Origin of the sequence: Pseudomonas sp. R25(2017), from assembly GCF_002112565.1 — a bacterium.
Lineage (GTDB): Bacteria > Pseudomonadota > Gammaproteobacteria > Pseudomonadales > Pseudomonadaceae > Aquipseudomonas > Aquipseudomonas ekonensis.
The window spans coordinates 222,996-246,349 of record NZ_NEHZ01000008.1; the positions used below are offsets into that span (position 1 = coordinate 222,996).

Sequence of the window (23,354 nt, forward strand, 5' to 3'; positions counted from 1 at the left end):
AGGCTCCCTTGTTACAGGTGGGCTCAGGTGAGCGCGGTCTTCCTGCTCGCCGCCGCCGTCACGGCGTAGCCGATCAGCGCCGCGAGGATCGAGCCGGTCAGGATGCCCATCCGGTCCATGCCGACGTAGTCGCTGGCGCCCGGCACGAAGGCCAGGGAGCCGACGAACAGGCTCATGGTGAAACCGATGCCGCAGAGGATCGCCACGCCCAGCACCTGGCCCCAGTTGGCGCCCTGGGGCAGGGCGGCGAGGCCGGTCTTGACCGCCAGCCAGGTCAGGCCGAACACGCCGACGGTCTTGCCCAGCAGCAGGCCGACGGCGATGCCCATCGGCACGTGGTGGGTGAAGCTTTCGACGGTGACGCCGCTCAGGGACAGGCCGGCGTTGGCGAAGGCGAACAGCGGCAGGATGCCGTAGGCCACCCAGGGATGCAGGGCGTGTTCAAGGCTCAGCAACGGTGACGGCTCGGCGTTGCGGGTGCGCAGCGGAATGCAGAAGGCCAGGGTCACGCCGGCCAGCGTCGCATGGACGCCGCTCTTCAGCACGCACACCCACAGGATCAGCCCGACGATCATGTACGGCCCCAGCTTGACCACGCCGAGCCGGTTCATCGCCACCAGCGCCGCGATGCACGCGGCCGCCAGGGCCAGCGACAGGGTCGACAGCGCGCCGGAGTAGAAGATCGCGATGATCACGATGGCGCCCAGGTCGTCGATGATCGCCAGGGTCATCAGGAACAGCTTCAGCGACACCGGCACCCGCTTGCCCAGCAGGGCCAGCACGCCGAGGGCGAAGGCGATGTCGGTGGCGGTCGGGATCGCCCAGCCGCCCAGGGCCGCCGGGTTGTCGCGGTTGAGGAACCAGTAGATCAGCGCCGGCACCACCATGCCGCCGATGGCCGCCGCGCCGGGCAGGACGATCTGCGACGGTTTCGACAGCTGGCCGTCGAGCACCTCGCGCTTCACTTCCAGGCCGATCAGCAGGAAGAACAGCGCCATCAGGCCGTCGTTGATCCACAGGAGCAGGGGCTTGGCGATCTTCAGCGCGCCCACCTGCGCCACCACCGGGGTGTCGAGCAGGCCGGCGTACAGCCACGACAACGGCGAGTTGTTGATCATCAGGGCCAGGACGGCTGCAGCGATCAACAACAGACCGCTGGCAGCTTCCAACTGAAAGAAACGCGTGAAAGTGCTACGCAGAGGCAAGGTCGCTCTCCATCGGATTTGTCAAAAAGGTGGGACACCCTAACCCGTACCGTTAGTTGTTAAAACAAAAGTTATATTCTTTTTTGTTATATGTCGTTACAGAGCGGGATACGGTGCGGGCTGAGCCTAGCAGTTGCCAAAGGTATTGGCGGTCAGCTGTATCTGTTGATCGTGAGGGATTTTTCCTAAGCTTGCGGACTGAGCCTGCGAAGGCGATTCCTGCCCGATTCAACGAGAACGACAGCCATGAGCGACAACCGACAGTGGGCCCGCGAAGCCATCCGAATCATCGAAGCGGACTTCCAGCGCAGCGCCGACACCCACCTGATCCCCTTGCCGCTGCCGGGGTTTGCGGGCATCGAGCTGTACTTCAAGGACGAGTCGAGCCACCCCACCGGCAGCCTCAAACACCGCCTGGCCCGTTCGCTGTTCCTTTACGCGTTGTGTAACGGTTGGCTGAAGCCCGGGGCGCCGGTGATCGAGGCGTCCAGCGGTTCGACGGCGATTTCGGAGGCGTATTTCGCCCGCATGCTGGGCCTGCCGTTCATCGCGGTGATGCCGGCGACCACGTCGAAGGAGAAAATCGCCCAGATCGCCTTCTACGGCGGCCAGAGCCATCTGGTGGACGACCCGACGCAGATCTACGCCGAGTCCGAGCGTCTGGCCCGCGAGCACGACGGCCACTTCATCGATCAGTTCACCTACGCCGAGCGCGCCACCGACTGGCGGGCGAACAACAACATCGCCGAATCGATCTTCCAGCAGATGCGCTACGAGCAGCACCCGACGCCGGCCTGGCTGATCTCCAGCCCCGGCACCGGCGGCACCACCGCGACCCTGGGCCGTTACGTGCGCTACCGTCAGCACTGCACCCGCGTGCTGTGCGCCGATGCCGAGCGTTCGGTGTTCTTCGATTTCTACCGGACCGGCGACGCGAGTCTGCGCCTGAGCCACGGTTCGCGGATCGAGGGCATCGGCCGGCCGCGGGTCGAGGCGTCGTTCCTGCCCAAGGTGATCGATGCGATGGTCAAGGTGCCGGACGCCCTGTCGCTGGCGGCCATGCATTACCTGGCCAAGCGTCTGGGACGGCATGTGGGCGGTTCGAGCGGCACCAACCTGATCGGCGCGCTGATGGCGGCCCAGCAGATGAAGGCGGCGGGGGAGACGGGGTCGATCGTGGCGATCCTGTGCGACGGCGGCGAGCGCTATGCCGACACCTATTACGACCCGGCCTGGCTCAAGGCCCAGGGGTATGCGCTGGACGGGCTGATCGCGGCAGTGGCGGCGAGCGCCGAGCGGGGCGAGGCGCTGCCGGAATCGGTGCTGCGCGCCAACATCTGAGGCAGTCGCACCAAACAAAGTGGGAGCGAGCCTGCTCGCGATGACGGTACATCAGCCAACTCATCCATTGACTGATGCTCCGCCATCGCAAGCAGGTTCGCTCCCACAGGTTTTGCGGTGGCTCCGTCAGGCCTCCAGGCCCAGGATGTCGCGGGCCACGGCTTCGGCGATGCGGATGCCGTCGACGCCCGCCGACAGGATCCCGCCGGCATAGCCTGCGCCTTCGCCGGCCGGGAACAGCCCCTTCACGTTCAGGCTCTGCAACGACTCGTTGCGGGTGATGCGCAGCGGCGACGAGGTGCGGGTCTCGATCCCGGTCAGCACCGCGTCGTGCAGCGAGTAGCCGCGGATCTGCTTCTCGAACGCCGGCAGGGCTTCGCGGATCGCCTCGATGGCGAAGTCCGGCAGCGCCAGGGCCAGGTCGCCCAGCGAAATGCCCGGCTTGTAGGAAGGCTCGACCTCGCCCAGTTCGGTGGACGGCTTGCCGGCGATGAAGTCGCCGACCAGTTGCGCCGGTGCCTTGTAGTCGCTGCCGCCGAGGATAAAGGCGTGGGACTCTAGGCGTTCCTGCAGCTCGATCCCCGCCAGCGGGCCGCCCGGATAGTCGACCTCAGGGGTGATGCCGACGACGATGCCGGAGTTGGCGTTGCGCTCGTTGCGCGAGTATTGGCTCATGCCGTTGGTGACCACCCGGTTCGGCTCGGAGGTCGCCGCCACCACAGTGCCACCCGGGCACATGCAGAAGCTGTAGACCGAGCGGCCGTTCTTGGCGTGGTGCACCAGCTTGTAGTCGGCGGCGCCGAGTTTCGGGTGGCCGGCGTACTTGCCCAGCCGCGCGCGGTCGATCAGCGACTGCGGGTGCTCGATGCGGAAACCCACCGAGAACGGCTTGGCCTCCATGAACACGCCACGGCTGTGGAGCATGCGGAAGGTGTCGCGGGCGCTGTGGCCCAGGGCCAGAACCACGTGTTTCGAGTGCAGGATCTCGCCGCTGGCCAGTTCGACGCCGACCAGTTGGCCGTCTTCGATCAGCACGTCGGTGACGCGTTGCTGGAAGCGCACTTCGCCGCCCAGGGCACGGATCTCTTCACGCATGGTCTCGACCATGCCGGTCAGGCGGAAGGTGCCGATGTGCGGCTTGCTGACGTAGAGGATCTCTTCCGGCGCGCCGGCCTTGACGAACTCGTGCAGCACCTTGCGGCCGAGGAACTTCGGGTCCTTGATCTGGCTGTACAGCTTGCCGTCGGAGAACGTGCCCGCGCCGCCTTCGCCGAACTGCACGTTGGACTCGGGGTTGAGCACGCTCTTGCGCCACAGGCCCCAGGTGTCCTTGGTGCGCTGGCGCACTTCGGTGCCGCGCTCCAGGATGATCGGCTTGAAGCCCATCTGCGCCAGCAGCAGGCCGGCGAAGATGCCGCACGGGCCGAAGCCGACCACGATCGGCCGTTCGCTCAGGTCGGCCGGCGCCTGGCCGACGAACTTGTAGCTGACATCCGGGGCCTCGTTGACGTTGCGGTCGTCGGCGAAGCGCGCCAGCACCTTGGCCTCGTCGCGCACGTTGAGGTCGATGGTGTAGATGAAGCTCAGTTCGGAGGATTTCTTGCGCGCATCGTAGCTGCGCTTGAACAGGGTGAAGTCGAGCAGGTCATCGCTGGCGACCCCCAGGCGCTGCACGATGGCGGTGCGCAGGTCTTCGTCGGGATGGTCGAGCGGCAGCTTGAGTTCGGTGATTCGTAACATGGCAGGATCCGGTTCGCGGGGCGCACAACTGCGCCAGGGCGTTTGAAGGCGGCGATTATACGCCGCATCGGCCGGATCCCGTGAGGTTAAACGATCAGTCGTCGCGGGAGCCGCCGAAATACGCGCAACCGCGCTCGGCCTTGCCGTCGATGCGCAACTCGGCGCTCATGGGCTGCACGCTGCCGGTGCGGCCGTCGACGCAGCGCTGCGGCGCCACCCACAGCTCGATCCGACGGTTGTCGGCCTCGCTGCTGAGGTTGAAGCGGCCGTCGCCCAGTTGCTCCTCGACGTAAGGCACGGCCAGGGGCGGTTGGCCTTCGCGGTCGATGGCCATGCCCTTGCCGCTGACTTTCACGCTCCACTCCGGGCCATGGCCGGCCGCGCGCAGGATCAGCAGCTTGAAGTTCGGATCGTCGCACGCAGTGCCCGAGCGCTCGACGCGGTACAGTCGGGCCAGGTCGAGCCGGTCGCCGGCGACCTTGCCGCGCACGTCGGCGAACAGCTTGCCCTGCTCGTCGGCGAGGGTGGCGGCCTCCTGCAGGACGCTGGTGCCGCCGACGTCGTTGACCTCATAGCGGCGCCGGTCCTGGCAGGACTCGAACATCAGCTTGCCGTCGGCGGCGATCAGTTGGCCCTGCATCCGAACCTGGCCGACGTGCGAGGCGCTTTGCCGCGCCCCGTCGAACAACTGGCACGCGGCAAACAACGGCAGCAAGGCAACAACGATCAACGAACGGGCGACACGCATCTTTGGCTCTCCAGTCAGGTGCCGCCACGTTACGCAGCCTGACCGTTCATCACAAGGGGTCAGCCCACGTGAAAGGTCTGACCTGTCTGCAAGCCCTCGACGCTTTTGGCGTAGGCCAATGCCACGTCCACCGCAGGAACCGGCTTGTAGCCCCGGAAGTATGGGGCGTAGCTGCCCATGGCTTCCACCAGCACGGTCGGGCTGACCGAGTTCACCCGCAGGCCGCGCGGCAGTTCGATCGCGGCGGCGCGCACGAAGCTGTCGAGGGCGCCGTTGACCAGCGCCGCCGAGGCGCCGGTGCGGATCGGGTCATGGCTGAGCACGCCGGAGGTGAAGGTGAACGACGCGCCGTCGTTGGCGAACTCGCGGCCGATCAGCAGCAGGTTCACCTGGCCCATCAGCTTGTCTTTCAGGCCCAGCGCAAAGCTGTCTTCACTCATTTCGTTCAGCGCGGCGAAGGTGACGTTGCCGGCCGCGCAGACCAGCGCGTCGAACTTGCCGGTCTTTTCGAACAGTTGGCGGATCGACGCGCTGTCGCTGATGTCGACCTGGAAATCGCCGCTGCTGCGGCCGATGCGGATGATTTCATGGCGTTGCGACAGTTCTTTGTCCACGGCCGAACCGATGGTGCCGCCGGCGCCGATCAACAGGATTTTCATCGTGGGTTGCCTCAAGTGATTGAACGAGCCTTGAGTCTAGAGTGGTTTTTTCCGCAGATAAGCGCACTAATGGGCAACCTTTGGTTTTCAGGTGGAAACAATCCATGAGCGAAATGGATGATCTGGCGGCGTTCGCCGTGCTGATCGAGGCCGGCAGCTTCACCCTGGCGGCGCAGCGGCTGGGCTGCAGCAAGGGGCAGTTGTCCAAGCGCATCAGTCAGTTGGAGGCGCAGTTTTCCGTGGTCTTGCTGCAGCGCACGACCCGTCGCCTGAGCCTGACGGCGGCGGGCGCGGCGCTGTTGCCGCAGGCCCAGGCGCTGGTCGCCCAGGCGGAGCGCGCGCGTCAGGCGCTGGCGCGGCTCAAGGACGACATGGCCGGCCCGGTGCGCATGACGGTGCCGGTGTCCCTGGGAGAGACGTTCTTCGACGGCCTGTTGCTGGAGTTTTCGCAGAAGTACCCCGACGTGCAGATCGAACTGGAGCTGAACAACAACTTCCGTGACCTGGCCCGGGACAGCTTTGACCTGGCCGTGCGCACCGACGTGGCCAACGACGAGCGGCTGGTGGCCAGGCCACTGTTGGCCTGGCAGGAAATGACCTGCGCCAGTCCGGCCTACCTGGAACGCTACGGCGAGCCGGCGACTCCGCAGGCGCTGGCCGAGCACCGTTGCCTGCTCAACAGCCACTACAGCGGCCGCGAGGAATGGCTGTACCACCAGCGGCACGAACTGCTTCGGGTGAAGGTGTCCGGGCCGTTTGCCAGCAACCACTACAACCTGCTGAAGAAGGCGGCGCTGGCTGGCGCCGGCATCGCCCGGCTGCCGTCGTACCTGTTGCCGACGGAATTGGCTGACGGTCGGTTGCGATGGCTCCTGCGGGATTTCCAGACCCGGCGCATGCCCATGTACCTGGTGCATCCGTATCAGGGCGGGCTGCCCAAGCGCACCCAGGTGCTGGCGGACTACCTGGTCGGCTGGTTCAAGCGCAGCGGCGAGGCGCTGGACAGGCTTTAGCGGCCAGGCCGCCATCCCTGTAGGAGCGAGCCTGCTCGCGATGGCGCTGTGTCAGCCGACGCATGTACTGACTGACCCGCCGCCATCGCGAGCAGGCTCGCTCCCACACAGGCAGTCATTTGTTCAGCCGGGCAATCAGGTGGTCGATCGACAGCTTGCCAGGCCCCGTCGCCATCAGGTACAGCAACAGCGCCGCCCAGGTGCCGTGGGTCGGGTAGGCGTCCGGGTAGACGAACAACTGGATGGTCAGGGTCATGCCCAGCAGCGCCAGCGCCGAAAAGCGGGTGGCGAAACCGAGCAGGATCAGGATCGGGAAGAAGTGCTCGGCGAACGCCGCCAGGTGCGCGGCGAGTTCCGGCGACAGCAGCGGCACGTGGTATTCGCTCTGGAACAACGGCACCGTCGAGTCCGCCAGGTGCGGCCAGCCGGGTTCGAAGGTGCCGTCGATCAGGTCGATGGCCAGGCCTTCGACCTTGGTCTGTCCGGATTTCCAGAACACCGCGGCAATGGAAAAACGCGCGATGAAGGCGATCAGGCTGTGGGGAATCCGTTCCAGCAGCGCGATGGCGCGGGCGATCAAGTGGCTCATGGCGACACCTTGGGGTTCAAGTGGGTGATGGCGTTTCGGCTGATCAGCAGGGCCAGGGTCTGGCTGAGGTCGAAGGCCGGAAGGTCCGCCAGTGCCTGCCCCAGCGGTTGGCCGTGAAGCAGGCAGCGGATGAAGCGGCTTGCGCCGGGCTCGAGGGCGAACACCTCGACGTCGAGGCCGTGGCGCAGGATCAGCGCGTGCTGCGCACAGGCCAGGTCGATCCCGGCCAGCGTTGCGTCCTGCTGGTGCGCAGCCCAGATGTCCACCACGGCGAAGGCCGAATCGAGCAGGTGCAGCGAGGGATGCAGGCCGATGCGCAGATCGTTGACGATGCCGGGATCGGCGAAGGCGTCGGCGATCCGCTCATGGGGCAGCGGCGGGGCATCGGCGGCGTGATAGGCGACGGTGCGCAGGCGTTCCAGCCGGGCGACATCCGCCAGATAAGGCACACCGGCGGCGGGTTCGAAACCCTCGATGAAGTCCGCCAGGCCTTCGCCGTACTCGCTCATGACCGGGCTGCGGGGCGGTTGATCCTGCAGGAACAGCGCGGCCATGGCCCGGAAGAAATCGTCGCCGACCAGTTCGGCCACCACCGGGTAGCTGTCGGCCAGGGCACTGATCAACGAGCTCTGCACGTTGTTGCGGTACACCGCGAAACGGCTCGCCGGGTCGGCGCCGTTGGCGCTGCACAGGCCTTCGGGGCAGGGCTGGCGGCTATCGAGCAAGGCTGCGCTGAACACAGCTTGATCGCTCATGGGTGCCCCCCTGCGGCCAGCAGCATCTCATCGGCCTGGCGCGCCTCGGCCAGCAACACATTGAAGGCCGGGACGTGATTGTCCCGTTCGATGAGGGTCGCCACCGGGCCGGTGCGTTGCAGCGCTTGCCGGTACAGGGCCCAGACTGCCTGGTCGACGGGGGCGCCATGGTCGTCGATCAGCAGGCGGTCGCCGAGGCTGTCGGCATCTTCGGCGAAACCGGCCAGATGGATCTCGCCGACCGCGTGCAGCGGCAGCGCCTCAAGGTAGGCCAGCGGATCGCGCTGATGATTGATGCAGGAAACGTAGACGTTGTTGACGTCCAGCAGCAGGCCGCAGCCGCTGCGCCGGATGATTTCGTGGAGGAAGTCTGCCTCGTCGAAGGTCGAGTGCCGGAAGGCCAGGTAGGTGGCGGGGTTTTCCAGCAGCATCGGCCGCTTGAGGGCGTTTTGCACCTGGTCGATGTGGTCGCAGACGCGGTTCAGCGTCGGTGTGTCGTAGGCCAGGGGCAGCAGGTCGTTGAGGAACACCGGGCCGTGGCTCGACCAGGCCAGGTGTTCGGAAAAGGCATGGGGTTGGTAGCGTTCGATCAGCGCCGCCAGACGCTGGAGATGCCGGGCGTCCAGCGGGCCTTCGCCGCCGATGGACAGTCCGACGCCGTGCAGCGACAGCGGATGGCGTTCGCGGATCAGCCCCAGGAAGTGATGGAACGGGCCGCCGGCCACCATGTAGTTTTCGGCGTGGACCTCGAAGAAGCCGATGTCCGGGCGGGTGTCGAGCACTTCATCGAAGTGCCCGGTCTTGAGCCCCAGGCCGGCACGGGCCGGGAGCCCGGTGAGGGCTGCCCGAGTGCGGGGGAGGGCATGGTCGCAGGATGTGATCATGATCGACACTCGGGCAGCCGTCGGATCAGGCCTTGGCCTTGAACGCTTCGAGCTGGCCGAAGCCGGTCGGCGAGGTCTTGCTCTCGGTGGTGGTGCAGGTGCCCTTCGGCACCAGTTTCCAGGCGTTGGACTGGTAGTCCATCTTGGCGGTGCCGGCGCAGGTGGTGCCTGGGCCGGCGGCGCAGTTGTTCTTGCCTTTCATGGCCACGCCGAAGCATTTCTCCATGTTGTCGTCGGCGGCGTGGGCGGTGGAGACAGTGGCCAGGCTCAGGGCGGAACCGAGGGCCAGGACGAGGGCGGTGGCGGACAGGGTGCGGGTGGTGGCGGTCATGGTGTTTCTCCGGTTGGGTTTGGGTTCTGCAAGCGAAGTGCGCTTGCTTGCCCCACTAGAGAAACGACCTCGCGATGCGTTACACGCGATCCCGAATTTTTTTCGAAAAATCTTCGATGCGCCGATTTTTCCTGTGGGAGCGAGCCTGCTCGCGATGGCGTCGCGTCAGTCGGCGAATTCGTTGGCTGACCCACCGCCATCGCGAGCAGGCTCGCTCCTACAGTGGATTTGAGTCGTATAGAGCACCCGGGCATAAGCGCCGGGCGGTCATCGTGAACGGATCTAGGTACCTGTAATTTCTGACAGTCAAGCACGGTAAATGACAGGCACAAAAAAAACGGCCCCGAAGGGCCGTTTCCTGTTCACCGCAACCGCTTACCCCCCCAGATACGCCTCGCGCACCTTAGGATCGGTCAGCAGCGCCTCGCCGGTGCCCTGCATCACCACCCGGCCGTTCTCCAGCACGTAGGCGCGGTCGGCGATCTTCAGCGCCTGGTTGGCGTTCTGCTCGACCAGGAACACCGTCACCCCGTCCTTGCGCAGCTGTTCGATGATGTCGAAGATCTGCTGGATGATGATCGGCGCCAGGCCCAGCGACGGCTCGTCGAGCAGCAGCAGCTTGGGCTTGCTCATCAGCGCGCGGCCGATGGCGAGCATTTGCTGTTCGCCGCCGGACATGGTGCCGCCGCGTTGGGTGAAACGCTCTTTCAGGCGCGGGAAAAGTCCGAGGACCTTGTCCATCTGTTCCTGATAGTCGCCTTTGTCGGTGAAGAATCCGCCCATGGACAGGTTCTCTTCCACGGTCAGGCGGGCAAACACCCGGCGGCCTTCCGGCACCACGGCGATGCTCTTGCGCATGATCTGCGACGAGTCCAGACCGACCAGTTCCTCGCCCATGTAGCGGATGCTGCCGCTGTGGGCCCGGGGCGAGCCGCACAGGGTCATCAGCAGGGTGGACTTGCCGGCGCCGTTGGCGCCGATCAGGGTCACGATCTCGCCCTGGCGGACTTCGACGTTGACGCTGTGCAGGGCCTGGATCTTGCCGTAGAAGGTGGAAACGTTTTCGAACTGCAGCATTTACGCTTCCCCCAGGTAGGCTTTGATCACTTCGGGATTGTCGCGGATCTGTTCCGGCGTGCCGTTGGCCAGGGGCGTGCCCTGGTTGATCACGACGATGTGGTCGGAAATGCTCATGACCAGCTTCATGTCGTGCTCGATCAGCAGCACGGTGACGTTGTGCTCTTCGCGCAGCACGCTGATCAGCGCCTTGAGGTCTTCGGTCTCCTTGGGGTTCAGGCCGGCCGCCGGTTCGTCGAGCATGAGGATCCGCGGACGGGTCATCATGCAGCGGGCGATCTCCAGGCGGCGCTGCTGACCGTAGGCCAGGGTGCCGGCGGGACGGTTGGCGAACTCCTTGAGGTTGACCTTGTCCAGCCAGTAGCCGGCGTACTCCATGGCTTCCTGCTCGCTCTTGCGGAACGACGGGGTCTTGAACAGACCGGACAGGAAGTTGGTGTTCAGGTGGCGGTGCTGGGCGATCAACAGGTTCTCCAGGGCCGTCATTTCCTTGAACAGCCGCACGTTCTGGAAGGTGCGCACCACGCCCTTGAGCGCGATCTTGTGGCCCGGCAGGCCCTGGATCGGCTCGCCGTCCAGCAGGATGCTGCCGCCGGTGGGCTGGTAGAAGCCGGTCAGGCAGTTGAACACGGTGGTCTTGCCCGCGCCGTTCGGCCCGATCAGCGCCACCACTTGTTTCTCTTTCACGGTCAGGGCCACGCCATTGACCGCCAGCAGGCCGCCGAAGCGCATGCTCAGGTTTTCGACTTTCAGGATCTCGCGGCTCATTTGCGCAACTCCATGTGTGGGCGTTGCATCGGCAGCAGACCTTGTGGACGCCAGATCATCATCAGCACCATCAGGGCACCGAACATCAGCATCCGGTACTCGCTGAACTCACGCATCATTTCCGGCAGCAGGATCATCACCACGGCGGCGAGGATCACGCCCAACTGCGAGCCCATGCCGCCCAGCACCACGATGGCGAGGATGATCGCCGACTCGATGAAGGTGAACGACTCCGGGGTCACCAGGCCTTGGCGCGCGGCGAAGAAGCTGCCGGCGAAACCGGCGAAGCTGGCGCCCAGGGTGAAGGCCGAGAGCTTGATCACGGTCGGGTTCAGGCCCAGCGCGCGGCAGGCGATCTCGTCTTCGCGCAGCGCTTCCCACGCGCGGCCGATCGGCATGCGCAGCAGGCGGTTGATGATGAACAGCGCGCCCAGGGCCAGCAGCAGGGCCACCAGGTACAGGAACACCACTTTGCTCACCGGGTTGTAGGTCAGCCCGAAGAACTCGTGGAAGGTCTGCATGCCTTCGCTGGCCGAGCGTTCGAAGCTCAGGCCGAAGAAGGTCGGCTTGGGGATGTTGCTGATGCCGTTCGGGCCGCCGGTGAGGTCGGTGAGGTTACGCAGGAACAGACGGATGATCTCACCGAAGCCCAGGGTCACGATGGCCAGGTAGTCACCGCGCAGGCGCAGCACCGGGAAGCCCAGCAGGAAGCCGAAGGTGGCCGCCATCAGGCCGGCGATCGGCAGGCACAGCCAGAAGCTCCAGCCGAAGTAGTGCGACAGCAGCGCGTAGCTGTAGGCGCCCACGGCGTAGAAGCCCACGTAGCCCAGGTCGAGCAGGCCGGCCAGGCCCACCACGATGTTCAGGCCCAGGCCCAGCAGGACGTAGATCAGGATCAGGGTGGCGATGTCCACCGCGCCGCGCGAGCCGAAGAACGGCCAGATCAGCGCGACCACGATCAGGCCGACGATGATCCAGCGCTGGGTGCGCGGCAGGGTCAGGAACTGACTGACCTTGGGCGAGACCAGCGGGCCGCGGTCGGTGCGCATCAGCGCACTGAACTGTTCGCTGAACAGCACCCGCAGGAACATCAGCACCGAGCACAGGGCGATGACGGTCAGCGTCAGCGGGCCGGTGCCGTGCACTTCGAGGTTGATGCCGACGATGCTCAGCTTGAGGCCGAGGACAGGGAAGGCGACGGCCCAGACCAGCAGGGCGCTGAACAGCGCTTGTTTAAGATGTTTGCTCATACTTTCTCAACCTCCGGACGGCCCAGGATGCCGGTCGGCCGGAACAACAGGACCAGGACCAGGAGACCGAACGCCACCACGTCCTTGTATTGGTCGCCGAAGATGTCGGCGCCGAACGCTTCGGCCACACCCAGCACCAGCCCGCCGAGCATCGCGCCCGGAATGCTGCCGATGCCGCCCAGGACCGCTGCGGTGAAGGCCTTCAGGCCCACCAGGAAGCCGGCGTTGGGGTTGATCACGCCGTACTGCATGCTCAGCAGCACGGCGGCGACCGCGGCCAGCGCGGCACCGATGACGAAGGTCAGGGCAATGATGTTGTTGGTGTTGATGCCCAGCAGGTTGGCCATCTTGATGTCCTCGGCGCAGGCGCGGCAGGCGCGGCCCAGGCGGGAACGGGAGATGAACGTGGTCAGGCCGAGCATCGCGATCAGCGTCACGACGAAGACCAGGATCTGCATGTAGGAGATCAGGACTTCCTCGGCGCCGCCCGGACCGAAGGAGAAGCTCCCCGGAATCAGGTTGGGGATGGATTTGTCCTTGGAGTCCTGGGACAGCAGCACGGTGTTCTGCAGGAAAATCGACATGCCGATGGCGGAGATCAGCGGGATCAGACGGTTGCTGCCGCGCAGGGGGCGGTAAGCGACGCGTTCGATGCTGTAGCCGTAGGCACTGGTGACGACGATCGACGCGATGAACGCGGCGGTCATGAGCAGCGGCAGTGAGTGGATGCCCATCATGGCCAGCCCGGCAAGGGCGATGAAGGCCACGTAGGAACCAATCATGTAGACCTCGCCATGGGCGAAGTTAATCATTCCAATGATGCCGTAAACCATTGTGTAGCCAATGGCTATCAACGCATACGTGCTGCCAATGGTCAGTCCATTAACCAGCTGTTGGAAAAAATGATAGATCTCAGGCATTACAGCGCTCCTAAAAACCCGATACGCATTTCACTGGTGGAGTCATGTTCCGGCCCTGTGCTGTGTTCTGTGGCCACATTTGCACGGAGCGTTTGCCAGCGAACCGCTGGTGACGGTTTTAAGATTTTCAGGTGAACCAGCGCCCGGATCGCGGGCGACTGGCCCATAAACCTCGTAAAACAAAGCCCACTGCTCGCACAGTGGGCTCACTGACCAGTAATGCCAGGCTTACTGAGGGGAAACTTCGGTCTTGGGCTTGCCGAAGTGCCACTGGTAGACCACGAACTTGAAGTCCTTCAGGTCGCCCTTGGCGTCGTAGGACAGCTCGCCGGTCGGCGTCTTGAAGGTGCCGGCGTGGATGGCTTCGGCCACCTTGGCGGTGTCTTCGGACTTGGCGGCCTTGATGCCTTCGGCGATCAGTTCGACGGCGGAGTAGGCCGGGAACACGAACGGACCGCTCGGATCCTTGCCGTCAGCCTTGATGGCGTCGACGATGGCCTTGTTCGCAGGGTCGGCGTCGAAGGACTTCGGCAGGGTCACCAGCAGGCCTTCGGAAGCGTCCTGGGCGATCTGCGAGATGGAGTCGTTGCCGACGCCTTCCGGACCCATGAACTTGGCGTTCAGGCCCTTTTCCTTGGACTGGCGCAGGATCAGGCCCAGCTCAGGGTGGTAGCCGCCGTAGTAGACGAAGTCGACGTTGTTTTGCTTGAGTTTCTGGATGATCGAGGAGAAGTCCTTGTCACCGGCGTTCAGGCCTTCGAAGACGGCAACCTTGATGCCTTTCTTCTCCAGGGTCTGTTTGACGGCGGTGGCGATGCCTTCACCGTACTGCTGCTTGTCGTGCAGGACCGCGACGACCTTCGGCTTGACGTGGTCGGCGATGTAGTTGCCGGCCGCAGGGCCCTGGGCGCTGTCCAGACCGATGGTGCGGAACACCAGCTTGTAGCCACGGGTGGTGATGTCGGGGCTGGTGGCCGCCGGGGTGATCATGATCACGCCTTCGTCTTCGTAGATGTCCGAAGCAGGCTGAGTGGAGCTGGAGCACAGGTGACCGACCACGAACTTGACGCCGTCGTTGACCACTTTGTTGGCTACGGCCACGGCTTGTTTAGGGTCGCAGGCGTCGTCGTATTCCTTGGCTTCGAGCATTTTGCCGTCGACGCCGCCCTTGGCGTTGATGTCCTTGATGGCTTGCTTGGCGCCGACGAACTGCATGTCGCCGTACTGGGTCACCGGGCCGGTCTTGGGACCTGCGATACCGATCTTGATGGTGTCGGCGGCGAACGAATGGCTGGCCACCCCGGCCAGAACCATAGCGGCAAACAGTTTGGAAATCTGCTTAGTAGCCTTAGTCATAGTGCTCCACTCTTGCTGTTGTATTTTTTAGAGTCCTGGCGCCGTAGCAGCAGAACCGGGTCCGATATCTTTGCGATACCTTCCGGAAATGCCCCCGGCAACTGTACCGGTACAGTGTAGAGCGCCGGTCGTTGGCCTGGGAAGCTGGCGCCAGGGGGCAAATCCTGAGGGTGTCGCTTTGATGAAAGAAAAAGACAGAATTGCGGCGGGGCGTTCAGGGGGCTTATGCCCCAATCATCGGCATTCCTTGGCGTTCCTGCTCTTTTCGTTCGGTACAGCCGTTTCCTACCGGGTTTTTCTGCCGGACCACCGACGTTATCATTCGCGCCGATTTCTTTTCCGGACAGTCCCATGAATCAAGAACCTAGCACCCTCTATGCCAAGCTGCTTGGTGAAACCGCATCGATCCGCTGGAAAGAGCTGGAGCGCTTCTATGCCCAGGGTGCCCTATTGTGGGTCGATCCCGGGCTGGATCTGATCGCGGTCGCCGAGGCCGTGGCGTCGGACGAGGGCGAGAAAGTGGCCGCCTGGCTGGCCGCCGAGAAGGTCGCCAAGCTCTCTGAAACGCGGGCGCTGGACATTTTCGGGCGCGACCCCGAGATGTGGGCAGTGGTGGTGCGGCCGTGGATTCTGATCCAGGAAAGGGCGACGGAGTGACAGCGTGCACCGATTGTGTGCGTGATGTCGTCGGCGAAAAGTGTGTAGCCGAGTAGCGTGATGGCACGTTGCCGTAGAGAAATGCCACAAGCGGAGGTGGCATCACGGTGACGTAAACGTAACGGGAACAGTTCATCGGGCAGCCTGAGGGCTGCTCAATTGTTTCTGGATGTTTGAAGGGCTGAAATTTTGAGGGTGTTTTCTGGCCCCATCGCTGGCAAGCCAGCTCCCACAGGTTTGGTGGCGCTCACAATAATGGTGTTCACCTGGATCTTGTGGGAGCCGGCTTGCCGGCGAAGGGGGCAACTCGGTCTGTAGTCAGGCCGAGTAGGTGCGCCCGGTATGGCTGTTGAGCGAGATGACTTTGGTCTTGCCGATCCGGTGACGGTAGATCTCGCGCAGGTACTTGATCGCTTTCTTCACGCAATCGCGGGAAAGGCGGATGTCGTTGATCGAGACGAACTTCTCTTTGTCGTTGATCAGCTCGCGGTACTTCTTCTCGTACATCGGTTTGATCGCGTACCAGTTGGTGTCGAGGATCTTCGCCGGGTTCTCGAATTCGTTGAGCAGGTCGTCGATGCGGTCTTCGTCGAAGTCCTCGTGGACGATGAAGTCCAGGATCGAGTTGTCCAGGGTCTCGTCGAAGCGGTACGGGTTCTTCGCGAAGCAACGCTTGATGAACGCCACGATCAGGGTCAGGAAGTCGTCCGACAGGCACGGGCTCTTGGCGATCAGGGTGGTCAGCGACAAGTTGGCCGAGGCGCCGATCACCAGCGCGTAGCGTTTGAGCGTGGTGTTGGGGAACAGGCTGTTGAGGTGGGTCTTCAACCGGTTCAGGTCCATGTACGACAGCTTGTAGTCCTTGGGCAGCGAGACGATCGAGACCACCGACGAGCAGTTCTTGAAGAAGTGCAGGTCGTGCAGGGCCGCCGCGTCGTAGCCGGAGTTCTTGTACTGCTCCAGCGAGGCGCGGTAGCGCTTGGACTCGATCGGCAGCAGGCTGATGCCTTCGATGGCCTGGGTGACCTTGTTGAAGTGCGGCAGGTCGATGGAGCGGAAGAACAGGTCGTCGATGTTCAGGCGCTGCGGCTCCTTGTCGAACACCTTGAACTTGTCGCTGCTCGGCGGCGGGGTCTCCGGCACCACGGACTCGGCGTAGGCGATGGCCACAGGGCCCGCCAGGCTCATGAACAGGTCGTTGGCGTCCAGGCGGATGGTCTCGCCGATGTCGATGCCGGCGCGGCGGAAGTAGTTCTGGTCGTAGTCGGTGGTCACCGCCTGCGCCGTCAGGATGTTGAAGATCTGCTGCGAGATGTACTGGTTGGCGTGCTTCTCCATCGCATTGACGTCAATGTTCTGGATGTTGCCGTCATCGTTCTCTTCGGCGTAACGCATGATGTCGTTGGAGATCAGCATCATGGCGTTCCAAGGGCGGATGCGGCCCATGACGCTGGCTTCGCTGCTGTCTTCGTTGGCGAAGTTGTACGAGAAATCCCATTCTTCCGACAGGTACTTGCACAGCAGGCGGCCGGCGTTGATGTGCAACGCTTCGGACATTTCGCTGCGGTGGTCGGAGATGTTCGGCAGCACGCAAATGCCGCTGGTGAAGATCGGCTCGAACACGAACGAGTGGCCGCTCTTGCCGTCGTGCTCGTCCATCGGCTTGGTGTCGAACGTCTTGTTCATGTACGAGTGCTGCTGGGCCAGGCCGAATTCCGAGGCCATGCCGGAGCCTGTGCCGCCGCCGGCGCTGAAGATCGAGAAGTACAGGCGCGACTGGTTGGCCTTGATGCCGCAGCTGTCGATCAGGTACGAGTGGATCATTTTCCAGTCGGGGCTGGAGAAGCGCTGGGTGTCCTTGTTCAGGATGATCTTGGCCAGGTACTGGCCCAGGATCGGTGCGTTGCCCGCGCCGCCGGCGTGGACTTCGGACAGGTCCATGATCTTCATCTTGCTGTAGTCGCGCAGGAACCCGGTCTTCTCGCCCTTGCGCGAGAAGCGGATGCGCCCGGCGATGTCCTTGTCCAGGTCGCCGAGCATCACCAGCGGCTCCACCAGGAACACCGGTTTGCTGGCCTTGTTCGGGCCGATCCGCAGGTTGGTGCGGATCCACTGGGCCGGGCTGTAGCCCTTGTCGGCCAGGCGGCGGTCGACGGCCCGGTCCTCGTTGTTGAATTCGTTGAGGTAGAACTTGCGCGCGTTGTACACCAGCTCCGCCACGTCCAGGGCGATGTTGGAGCCGCAGCGGCCCAGGCCGATCAGGCACACCGACGGGAATTCCTGGTCGTTGTGCTGTTCGTTGTCGCCTTCCAGGTGCGGCGGGCGCGGGAACACCAGGTCACGCAGGCCGTCGAGGTTGTCGAGGATGCGGTCGGTGTTGGTTTCGGTGAAGTACAGGTACTGCTGGGTGCCCAGCGGACGCGAGGGTGGCAATGGCTTCGACGGCGATGGCGACGGGCTGTTCGCCGCCGGGCTCAGGGTCAGATCGGATACCGCAGTGGCCGGATTGTTCTTGGAAGTCATTGGGCGCCATTTACCTGGACTGGTTGGCCCGGCGACCGCTGTCGCCGAACCTCACGGAATGGAATCTCGCGTCTGTTTGCTGCGCGTGTTTGGCCCGGATTCCGGGCCGTTGGCCTGGGTGTCGTCCGGGGGAATCCTTTCCTGATTGATGATGGATCGGCCATGATTCGGCGATCTTTAATAAAAAGGAGGCTAAATGATGTCAACGCTACCTTCGTTGGGGTTCGCCGGGATCGGCCTGATGGGCCTGCCGATGTGCCGGCGGCTGCTGGCCGCGGGCTATCCGCTGACGGTGTGGAATCGCAACCCGGCCAAATGCGCGCCGCTGGTGGAAGCCGGCGCCCGGCAGGTGGCGACCCCCGCCGAACTGTGCGCTCAGGCCGATGTGGTGATGCTGTGCCTGGCCGACACGGCGGTGGTGCGCGAGGTGGTGTTCGGCCCGGCGGGCATCGCCGAAGGCGCGAAGGGCGGTCAGTTGCTGGTGGACTTCTCCAGCCTGGAGCCCACCGCCACCCGCGAGATGGCCGCCGAGCTCCGTGGCCGCACCGGCATGGGCTGGCTCGATTCGCCGGTGTCCGGCGGGGTGGCCGGCGCCGAGGCCGGCAGCCTGGCGATCATGGTCGGCGGCGAGGCGGCGGACCTTGAGCGGGTGCGCCCGGCGCTGATGAGCCTGGGCCAGCGCGTGACCCATATGGGCGGCGTCGGCGCAGGCCAGGTGACCAAGGCCTGCAACCAGATGATCGTGGCCTGCAATGCCCTGGTGATCGCCGAAGTGGTGGCGCTGGCCGAAAGTGCCGGGGTGGATGCGGGCCTGATCGCCGAAGCCCTGGCCGGCGGGTTCGCCGATTCCAAGCCGTTGCAGATCCTCGCCCCGCAGATGGCCGCCAGCCGCTTCGAGCCGGTGAAGTGGCACGTGCGCACGCTGCTCAAAGATCTGGACACGGCAGTGAAGTTTTCCCGGGAGACCGGTTCGGCCACGCCGCTCAGCGGATTGGCCGCACAACTGATGCGCCTGCATGGGAGCCAGGGCTTTTTGCAGCAGGATCCAGCGACACTGGTGCAGATGTACCGTGGGCCCGACTCAGCGGATTGACCGTGTGGGCGTGCTTGCGCTGGTCGATTTCCTCCAGCACCGGCCGCAGTTCACTCAGCGGCACCGGGCGGCTGAGCAGGTAGCCCTGGATGAAATCGCAGCCCGAGCGCTCCAGGAATTCGTATTGCTCCAGGCTTTCCACGCCTTCGGTGACCACCTGCAAGTGAAGGGTGTGGGCCATGACGATGATCGCCTGGACGATCTCCATGTCGGCGGTGGCCTTGGGGATGTCGAGGATGAACGAGCGGTCGACCTTCAGAGTGTTCAGCGGCAGGCGCTTGAGGTAGGCCAGCGACGAGTAGCCCGTGCCGAAGTCGTCGATCGACAGCGACACGCCGAGGGCGCGGATCTGGCGCAGCAGCACCAGGGTGTTGGCGATGTTGCCCATCAAGGCGTTTTCGGTGACCTCCAGCTCCAGCCGTTCGGGTGAGACCCCGGCGGTGCGCAGGGCGGTTTCGATCTCGTCGGCCAGCTCTTCCCGCGCCAGGTTCAGCGGCGAGCAGTTCCACGCGATCTTCAGTTCGTCGCAGCCGTGGCGGGACAACTCGCCCAGGTCTTCGCAGGCCTTGCGCAGCACCCAGTTGTCCAGCTCGGCGATCAGGCCGTTGGTCTCGGCGATGGCGATGAACCGGTCCGGGGTCAGTAGGCCGTGCACCGGATGTTGCCAGCGCACCAGCGCCTCAAGCTTGGTGACCCGGCCGCTGCGCAGCTCGAGGATCGGCTGGTAATGCAGGGTCAGGCCGTTCTCCTCGCGCAGGGCCAGGCGCAGTTCCTCTTCCAGCTGCAGTTCCAGGGTGGCGCGGTTCTTCAGGTTGGCGTTGAAGAAGTGCAGGCCGTTGCGCCCGGCGCCCTTGGATTGGTACAGCGCCAGGTCCGCGTGCTTGAGCAGCTCTTCGCAGGTGGTGCCGTCCTCCGGGAACAGGCTGATGCCGATGCTGGTGGTCATCACCATCCGCCGCCCGGCCAGTTCGATCGGCTCCTTCATCTTGTGCATGATGCGCTGGGCCAGGTTGCGCGCCTCCTCACGGTCGCGCAGGCCGATGAGGATGCAGAATTCGTCGCCGCCGAACCGGGCGACCACGTCCTCATGGCTGCGCACCGATCCTTTTATGTGCCGGGCGATGACCTTGAGCAGCTCGTCGCCGGCGTCGTGGCCGAGGCTGTCGTTGATGCGCTTGAAATGGTCGATGTCGAGGAACATCACCGCCAGCATTCCGCCTTCCTTGGTCTTCTGGCTGAGCTTTTCGGCGAAGATCTGATTGAAGCCGCGGCGGTTGATCAGGTTGGTCAACGCGTCGTAGTTGGCCACCTGCTGCAATGACATGCGCGCCTGGTCCAGCTGGGTGAGCAGGGTGTTGACCCGGCGCAGGTCGTTTTCCTTGTGCTGCAGTTTCTTGTCGGCCAGCGCCGCGCTGATGGCGCTGCCGAGGATCAGCAGGGTGATCAGCGCCACCGTGAGACCCAGTTGCATGTGCCCGGACTGCGGCGGCAACGCCGGCAGGCTGTTCTCCGGCAGCACCAGTTGCAGGGCGGCCATGCCGGTGAAGTGCATGCTCAGGATGCCGGCGCCGAGGATCAGCGCCGCCGCGTACTTGAGCAGTTGCAGGTACAGGCCGGCGCCGTCGCGCAGGCGGCCGGCCACCCACAATGCGGCGAAGCTGGCGCCGATGGCGATCAGGATCGACACCGTGAACAGGGTGGGGTCGTACCAGGCCGTGGCGGCGGAGCGCATGGCCGCCATGCCGACGTAATGCATGCCGGCGATGCCCAGGCCGATGACGACGGCGGTCTTGAGGTATTGCAGCAGGCTCGGTTGCGCCTCGCTCAGGGTGTGCATCGCCAGCCACGAGGCGAAGAGCGCGATCAGCAGGGAAAACAGCGTGACGGGCAGGTCGTACTGGATGTCGATCGGCGCCTGGAACGCCAGCATGCCGATGAAGTGCATGGCCCAGATGCCGCCGGCCAGGCACAGGGCGCCGATCCAGCGCCAGAAGCGCTGCGAGGCCGGATCTTCGGCGTGCCCGACCCGTTCGGCCATGTCGAGGGTGGCGAAGCTCGCCGCGCAGGCGACGAGGTAGGCCACCAGCACCAGCAAGGCGTCATGTGTGCAATTGAGGATGACCTGCCCGCTCTGCGGCAACTCGGCAACGAACTGTAAACCAAGCCACTCCATAGCATGCCCCGTCTCTGAGTGCGTCCCGAGTGCGTTCCGGCCGCGTCATGAACGCAGACGAACGACTGGAGTATAGAGGCCGAATGTGGGGCGAATGCGGTAGTGGCACATTGGCGCTAATGATTTCGGCATTAGCGTCATAGCGAACGGGACTATAGCCAACGGAACAATAGCCAACGGAACAATAGCCAACGGAGCGATAGCGAGCGGGACTGAGGCTCAGGCGCTCTGTTCGTAAGGCGTCTGCGCCCAGTGCGGCTCCAGCGGCGGCAGGCCGAAGCGGGCGCGGGCCTTGTCGCAGTCGGTGTTCTGTTCGCCGTTTTCCCAGGACGACTCGAACTCCCGGCAAGGGCTGGAGCGCTGCTCGTAGATCGAACAGTGCACCGTGCTGCCCACCTCGCCGACCAGCGCGGTGCAGCGGGGCGACTTGCAGTCCGTGCCGTTCATCGCCACCCGGCTGGGGCTGATCTGCGTCACCAGCTCGTCAGGCACCGTTCCGCCGGCCGAGGCGCACTCGCCCCAGAAAAAGGACACGCGGAAATGGGAACAGCAGGCACCGCAATTCAGACACGGACTGGCTTCGGACATGGTCAGGCATCAAAGGAGGGATGGGGAGGATCCGGACGGATCCGGCGGCTATTCTAGGCTTCGCCGCAGACTTGGGAAGGGGGGCGCAAAAGTATTTTTTCGTTGCCGGATTTTGCCGCAAAAGCCCCGGTTTCCGGGGGATTTCAGGCAATTCAAGGGCTTACGTTTCGTAACATCGCCATGGCCCGGTATCAGGCCGGCGAATGATCACAGACATCCGCCGAACGGCTGACTAGATTGCAGGTTCCGGGCTTGAACGCGTCGGCCGTGCAGCCCACATAACAATAAAAGAGGCGGACCCATGCAGCACTCGACCCAAGCGGCGAATGCCTGGCGCATTCTGTTCCTGCTGTTCCTGGCCAATCTGTTCAACTTCTTCGACCGCACCATTCCGGCGATCATCATCGAACCGATCCGCATGGAATGGCACCTCAGCGATTTTCAGCTGGGGATCGTCGGCACCGCCTTCACCATCGTTTACGCCATCGCCGGCCTGCCGCTGGGGCGCATGGCCGACACCGGCTCGCGCAGCAAACTGATGGGCTGGGGCCTGGCGGCCTGGAGCGCGTTGACGGCGGTCAACGGCATGGTCGGTAGCTTCTGGAGTTTCCTGCTGGTGCGCATGGGCATCGGCATCGGCGAGGCCAGCTATGCGCCGGCCGCCAACTCGCTGATCGGCGATCTGTTCCCTGCCCACCGCCGGGCGCGGGCCATGGGCATTTTCATGCTGGGCCTGCCGCTGGGGCTGCTGCTGGCGTTCTTCACCATCGGCGCGATGGTCAAGGCCTTCGACAGCTGGCGCGCGCCGTTCTTCATCGCGGCGGTGCCGGGGCTGGTTCTGGCGGTGTTCATGTTCTTCATCAAGGAACCCAAGCGCGGCGCGGCGGAGACCGTGCAGGTGTCGCAGGCGCCCGTCGACAGGCCGATCCGCCGGGTGCTGGCGGTGCCGACCTTCCTGTGGCTGGTGATGGCCGGGCTGTGCTTCAACTTCGCCACCTACGCCTGCAACTCGTTTCTGGTGCCGATGCTGCAGCGCTATTTCCTGATGCCGCTGCAGGAGGCGGCGGTCGCCACCGGGCTGATCGTCGGCGTCACCGGGCTCATCGGCCTGACCCTCGGCGGCTGGGTCGCCGACAAGATCCACCAGCGGGTGGCCAACGGTCGGTTGCTGTTCGCCGGGTTCAGCCTGATCGTTTCCACCCTGTGCACGGCCTGGGCGCTGCATGCCGGGCGCATCGAGATCGGCGTGTTCGTGGCGGTGTTCAGTGTCGGCTGGCTGTTTGCCTACAACTTCTACACCTGCGTCTACACAGCGATCCAGGACGTGATCGAACCACGCCTGCGGGCCACGGCGATGGCGCTGTTCTTCGCCGGACTGTACCTGTTGGGCGGGGGCCTTGGGCCGGTGGTGGTGGGAGCCTTGTCGGATCATTTTGCGCAGTCGGCGATGCTGGCGGCGGGCGCGGGGGAAATGAGCGAAGCGTTCAAGGCCGTCGGCCTGCATGACGCGATGTACCTGATCCCGGTGGCGTTGTTCCTGACGATGGTGTTCCTGTTCCTGGCGGCGCGGTGCTTTGTGAGCGACGCCCAGCGGATGAAGACGGGGCTGGCGGCGGTGGTGCCGCAGGCTGAGGCGGCGACGGCGTGATCGCTTTCGCCGGCAGGCGGGCTCTCCCATTGGAAC

Annotated in this window: 21 protein-coding genes; 5 read left to right on the top strand and 16 right to left on the bottom strand. The window is 64.4% G+C overall.

All coding sequences use genetic code 11. The features are described 5' to 3' along the window. Window positions 1-23 precede the first annotated feature (23 nt). Window positions 24-1,205 (bottom strand): Na+/H+ antiporter NhaA, encoded by a 1,182-nt coding sequence (nhaA, locus tag CAG31_RS13035; RefSeq protein WP_085581632.1) that lies wholly within the window; start codon window positions 1,203-1,205, stop codon window positions 24-26. A 246-nt stretch (window positions 1,206-1,451) separates the two neighbouring features. On the opposite strand from nhaA, the gene CAG31_RS13040 reads away from it, so the two are divergent. Beyond that, window positions 1,452-2,546 carry a PLP-dependent cysteine synthase family protein gene (locus CAG31_RS13040; protein WP_085581633.1) on the top strand — a complete coding sequence of 365 codons (1,095 nt, stop codon included), beginning with the start codon at window positions 1,452-1,454 and terminating at the stop codon, window positions 2,544-2,546. 126 nt (window positions 2,547-2,672) lie between these two features. Here the strand turns inward: CAG31_RS13040 and CAG31_RS13045 are convergent, their stop codons facing one another. From CAG31_RS13045 to CAG31_RS13055, 3 genes are all read right to left on the bottom strand, one after another. Next, window positions 2,673-4,286, bottom strand: a complete 1,614-nt coding sequence (locus CAG31_RS13045) for an NAD(P)/FAD-dependent oxidoreductase (protein ID WP_085581635.1) — start codon at window positions 4,284-4,286, stop codon at window positions 2,673-2,675. 94 nt (window positions 4,287-4,380) lie between these two features. Beyond that, window positions 4,381-5,034 (bottom strand): COG3650 family protein, encoded by a 654-nt coding sequence (locus CAG31_RS13050; RefSeq protein WP_085581638.1) that lies wholly within the window; start codon window positions 5,032-5,034, stop codon window positions 4,381-4,383. A 59-nt stretch (window positions 5,035-5,093) separates the two neighbouring features. After that, window positions 5,094-5,693 carry a short chain dehydrogenase gene (locus CAG31_RS13055; protein WP_085581640.1) on the bottom strand — a complete coding sequence of 200 codons (600 nt, stop codon included), beginning with the start codon at window positions 5,691-5,693 and terminating at the stop codon, window positions 5,094-5,096. Between the two features lie 104 nt (window positions 5,694-5,797). On the opposite strand from CAG31_RS13055, the gene CAG31_RS13060 reads away from it, so the two are divergent. Further along, the gene (locus CAG31_RS13060) at window positions 5,798-6,706 is read left to right on the top strand and encodes a LysR family transcriptional regulator (RefSeq protein WP_085581642.1); all 909 of its coding nucleotides are present in this window, start codon (window positions 5,798-5,800) and stop codon (window positions 6,704-6,706) included. Between the two features lie 115 nt (window positions 6,707-6,821). Here the strand turns inward: CAG31_RS13060 and CAG31_RS13065 are convergent, their stop codons facing one another. The 9 genes from CAG31_RS13065 to CAG31_RS13105 all read right to left on the bottom strand — a co-directional run bounded on the left by CAG31_RS13065 (window position 6,822) and on the right by CAG31_RS13105 (window position 14,636). Further along, on the bottom strand, window positions 6,822-7,295 hold the full coding sequence (locus CAG31_RS13065) for a DoxX family protein (RefSeq protein ID WP_085581644.1): 474 nt from the start codon (window positions 7,293-7,295) through the stop codon (window positions 6,822-6,824). Then, window positions 7,292-8,050, bottom strand: a complete 759-nt coding sequence (locus tag CAG31_RS13070) for a DUF2063 domain-containing protein (protein ID WP_085581646.1) — start codon at window positions 8,048-8,050, stop codon at window positions 7,292-7,294. The genes CAG31_RS13065 and CAG31_RS13070 overlap by 4 nt, the downstream gene beginning before the upstream one ends. Then, a complete protein-coding gene (locus tag CAG31_RS13075; RefSeq protein ID WP_085581648.1) occupies window positions 8,047-8,934 on the bottom strand; it encodes a DUF692 domain-containing protein in 888 nt (295 codons plus the stop codon). The genes CAG31_RS13070 and CAG31_RS13075 overlap by 4 nt, the downstream gene beginning before the upstream one ends. 25 nt (window positions 8,935-8,959) lie before the next feature. Then, window positions 8,960-9,265: a DUF2282 domain-containing protein gene (locus CAG31_RS13080; RefSeq protein ID WP_085581650.1), complete on the bottom strand. Its 306-nt coding sequence runs from the start codon at window positions 9,263-9,265 to the stop codon at window positions 8,960-8,962. Window positions 9,266-9,640: 375 nt separating this feature from the next. After that, window positions 9,641-10,342, bottom strand: coding sequence for an ABC transporter ATP-binding protein (locus CAG31_RS13085; RefSeq protein ID WP_085581652.1), 702 nt, complete (start codon window positions 10,340-10,342; stop codon window positions 9,641-9,643). Then, window positions 10,343-11,110, bottom strand: a complete 768-nt coding sequence (gene livG, locus CAG31_RS13090; protein WP_085581654.1) for a high-affinity branched-chain amino acid ABC transporter ATP-binding protein LivG — start codon at window positions 11,108-11,110, stop codon at window positions 10,343-10,345. After that, on the bottom strand, window positions 11,107-12,360 hold the full coding sequence (locus CAG31_RS13095) for a high-affinity branched-chain amino acid ABC transporter permease LivM (RefSeq protein ID WP_085581656.1): 1,254 nt from the start codon (window positions 12,358-12,360) through the stop codon (window positions 11,107-11,109). The genes livG and CAG31_RS13095 overlap by 4 nt, the downstream gene beginning before the upstream one ends. Next, window positions 12,357-13,280, bottom strand: a complete 924-nt coding sequence (gene livH, locus CAG31_RS13100) for a high-affinity branched-chain amino acid ABC transporter permease LivH (RefSeq protein ID WP_085581658.1) — start codon at window positions 13,278-13,280, stop codon at window positions 12,357-12,359. The genes CAG31_RS13095 and livH overlap by 4 nt, the downstream gene beginning before the upstream one ends. A 228-nt stretch (window positions 13,281-13,508) precedes the next feature. Continuing rightward, window positions 13,509-14,636 (bottom strand): branched-chain amino acid ABC transporter substrate-binding protein, encoded by a 1,128-nt coding sequence (locus tag CAG31_RS13105; RefSeq protein WP_085581660.1) that lies wholly within the window; start codon window positions 14,634-14,636, stop codon window positions 13,509-13,511. Between the two features lie 351 nt (window positions 14,637-14,987). On the opposite strand from CAG31_RS13105, the gene CAG31_RS13110 reads away from it, so the two are divergent. Further along, entirely contained in the window at window positions 14,988-15,293 is a 306-nt protein-coding gene (locus CAG31_RS13110) for a DUF2288 domain-containing protein (protein ID WP_085581662.1), read from the top strand. 318 nt (window positions 15,294-15,611) lie between these two features. On the opposite strand, the gene CAG31_RS13115 is transcribed toward CAG31_RS13110, so the two are convergent. Further along, a complete protein-coding gene (locus CAG31_RS13115) occupies window positions 15,612-17,816 on the bottom strand; it encodes a hypothetical protein (protein WP_085581664.1) in 2,205 nt (734 codons plus the stop codon). A gap of 196 nt (window positions 17,817-18,012) precedes the next feature. Here CAG31_RS13115 and CAG31_RS13120 point away from each other — a divergent pair, with 196 nt between their 5' ends. Then, window positions 18,013-18,909 (top strand): NAD(P)-dependent oxidoreductase, encoded by an 897-nt coding sequence (locus CAG31_RS13120; RefSeq protein WP_170929958.1) that lies wholly within the window; start codon window positions 18,013-18,015, stop codon window positions 18,907-18,909. Here CAG31_RS13120 and CAG31_RS13125 read toward each other — a convergent pair. Both CAG31_RS13125 and CAG31_RS13130 read right to left on the bottom strand, forming a co-directional pair. Continuing rightward, window positions 18,800-21,082 carry a bifunctional diguanylate cyclase/phosphodiesterase gene (locus tag CAG31_RS13125; RefSeq protein WP_085581666.1) on the bottom strand — a complete coding sequence of 761 codons (2,283 nt, stop codon included), beginning with the start codon at window positions 21,080-21,082 and terminating at the stop codon, window positions 18,800-18,802. The two genes, CAG31_RS13120 and CAG31_RS13125, sit on opposite strands and share 110 nt — an antisense overlap. Window positions 21,083-21,301: 219 nt before the next feature. Further along, window positions 21,302-21,670: a YkgJ family cysteine cluster protein gene (locus tag CAG31_RS13130; protein ID WP_085581668.1), complete on the bottom strand. Its 369-nt coding sequence runs from the start codon at window positions 21,668-21,670 to the stop codon at window positions 21,302-21,304. Between the two features lie 301 nt (window positions 21,671-21,971). On the opposite strand from CAG31_RS13130, the gene CAG31_RS13135 reads away from it, so the two are divergent. Continuing rightward, on the top strand, window positions 21,972-23,318 hold the full coding sequence (locus CAG31_RS13135; RefSeq protein ID WP_085581670.1) for an MFS transporter: 1,347 nt from the start codon (window positions 21,972-21,974) through the stop codon (window positions 23,316-23,318). Window positions 23,319-23,354 lie beyond the last annotated feature (36 nt).

Coding starts and splice junctions, on each gene's coding strand:
- CAG31_RS13040 (WP_085581633.1), top strand. CDS start 1,452: ATGAGCGACAACCGACAGTGGGCCCGCGAAGCCATCCGAATCATCGAA.
- CAG31_RS13045 (WP_085581635.1), bottom strand. CDS start 4,286: ATGTTACGAATCACCGAACTCAAGCTGCCGCTCGACCATCCCGACGAA.
- CAG31_RS13050 (WP_085581638.1), bottom strand. CDS start 5,034: ATGCGTGTCGCCCGTTCGTTGATCGTTGTTGCCTTGCTGCCGTTGTTT.
- CAG31_RS13055 (WP_085581640.1), bottom strand. CDS start 5,693: ATGAAAATCCTGTTGATCGGCGCCGGCGGCACCATCGGTTCGGCCGTG.
- CAG31_RS13060 (WP_085581642.1), top strand. CDS start 5,798: ATGAGCGAAATGGATGATCTGGCGGCGTTCGCCGTGCTGATCGAGGCC.
- CAG31_RS13065 (WP_085581644.1), bottom strand. CDS start 7,295: ATGAGCCACTTGATCGCCCGCGCCATCGCGCTGCTGGAACGGATTCCC.
- CAG31_RS13070 (WP_085581646.1), bottom strand. CDS start 8,050: ATGAGCGATCAAGCTGTGTTCAGCGCAGCCTTGCTCGATAGCCGCCAG.
- CAG31_RS13075 (WP_085581648.1), bottom strand. CDS start 8,934: ATGATCACATCCTGCGACCATGCCCTCCCCCGCACTCGGGCAGCCCTC.
- CAG31_RS13080 (WP_085581650.1), bottom strand. CDS start 9,265: ATGACCGCCACCACCCGCACCCTGTCCGCCACCGCCCTCGTCCTGGCC.
- CAG31_RS13085 (WP_085581652.1), bottom strand. CDS start 10,342: ATGCTGCAGTTCGAAAACGTTTCCACCTTCTACGGCAAGATCCAGGCC.
- livG (WP_085581654.1), bottom strand. CDS start 11,110: ATGAGCCGCGAGATCCTGAAAGTCGAAAACCTGAGCATGCGCTTCGGC.
- CAG31_RS13095 (WP_085581656.1), bottom strand. CDS start 12,360: ATGAGCAAACATCTTAAACAAGCGCTGTTCAGCGCCCTGCTGGTCTGG.
- livH (WP_085581658.1), bottom strand. CDS start 13,280: ATGCCTGAGATCTATCATTTTTTCCAACAGCTGGTTAATGGACTGACC.
- CAG31_RS13105 (WP_085581660.1), bottom strand. CDS start 14,636: ATGACTAAGGCTACTAAGCAGATTTCCAAACTGTTTGCCGCTATGGTT.
- CAG31_RS13110 (WP_085581662.1), top strand. CDS start 14,988: ATGAATCAAGAACCTAGCACCCTCTATGCCAAGCTGCTTGGTGAAACC.
- CAG31_RS13115 (WP_085581664.1), bottom strand. CDS start 17,816: ATGACTTCCAAGAACAATCCGGCCACTGCGGTATCCGATCTGACCCTG.
- CAG31_RS13120 (WP_170929958.1), top strand. CDS start 18,013: ATGATGTCAACGCTACCTTCGTTGGGGTTCGCCGGGATCGGCCTGATG.
- CAG31_RS13125 (WP_085581666.1), bottom strand. CDS start 21,082: ATGGAGTGGCTTGGTTTACAGTTCGTTGCCGAGTTGCCGCAGAGCGGG.
- CAG31_RS13130 (WP_085581668.1), bottom strand. CDS start 21,670: ATGTCCGAAGCCAGTCCGTGTCTGAATTGCGGTGCCTGCTGTTCCCAT.
- CAG31_RS13135 (WP_085581670.1), top strand. CDS start 21,972: ATGCAGCACTCGACCCAAGCGGCGAATGCCTGGCGCATTCTGTTCCTG.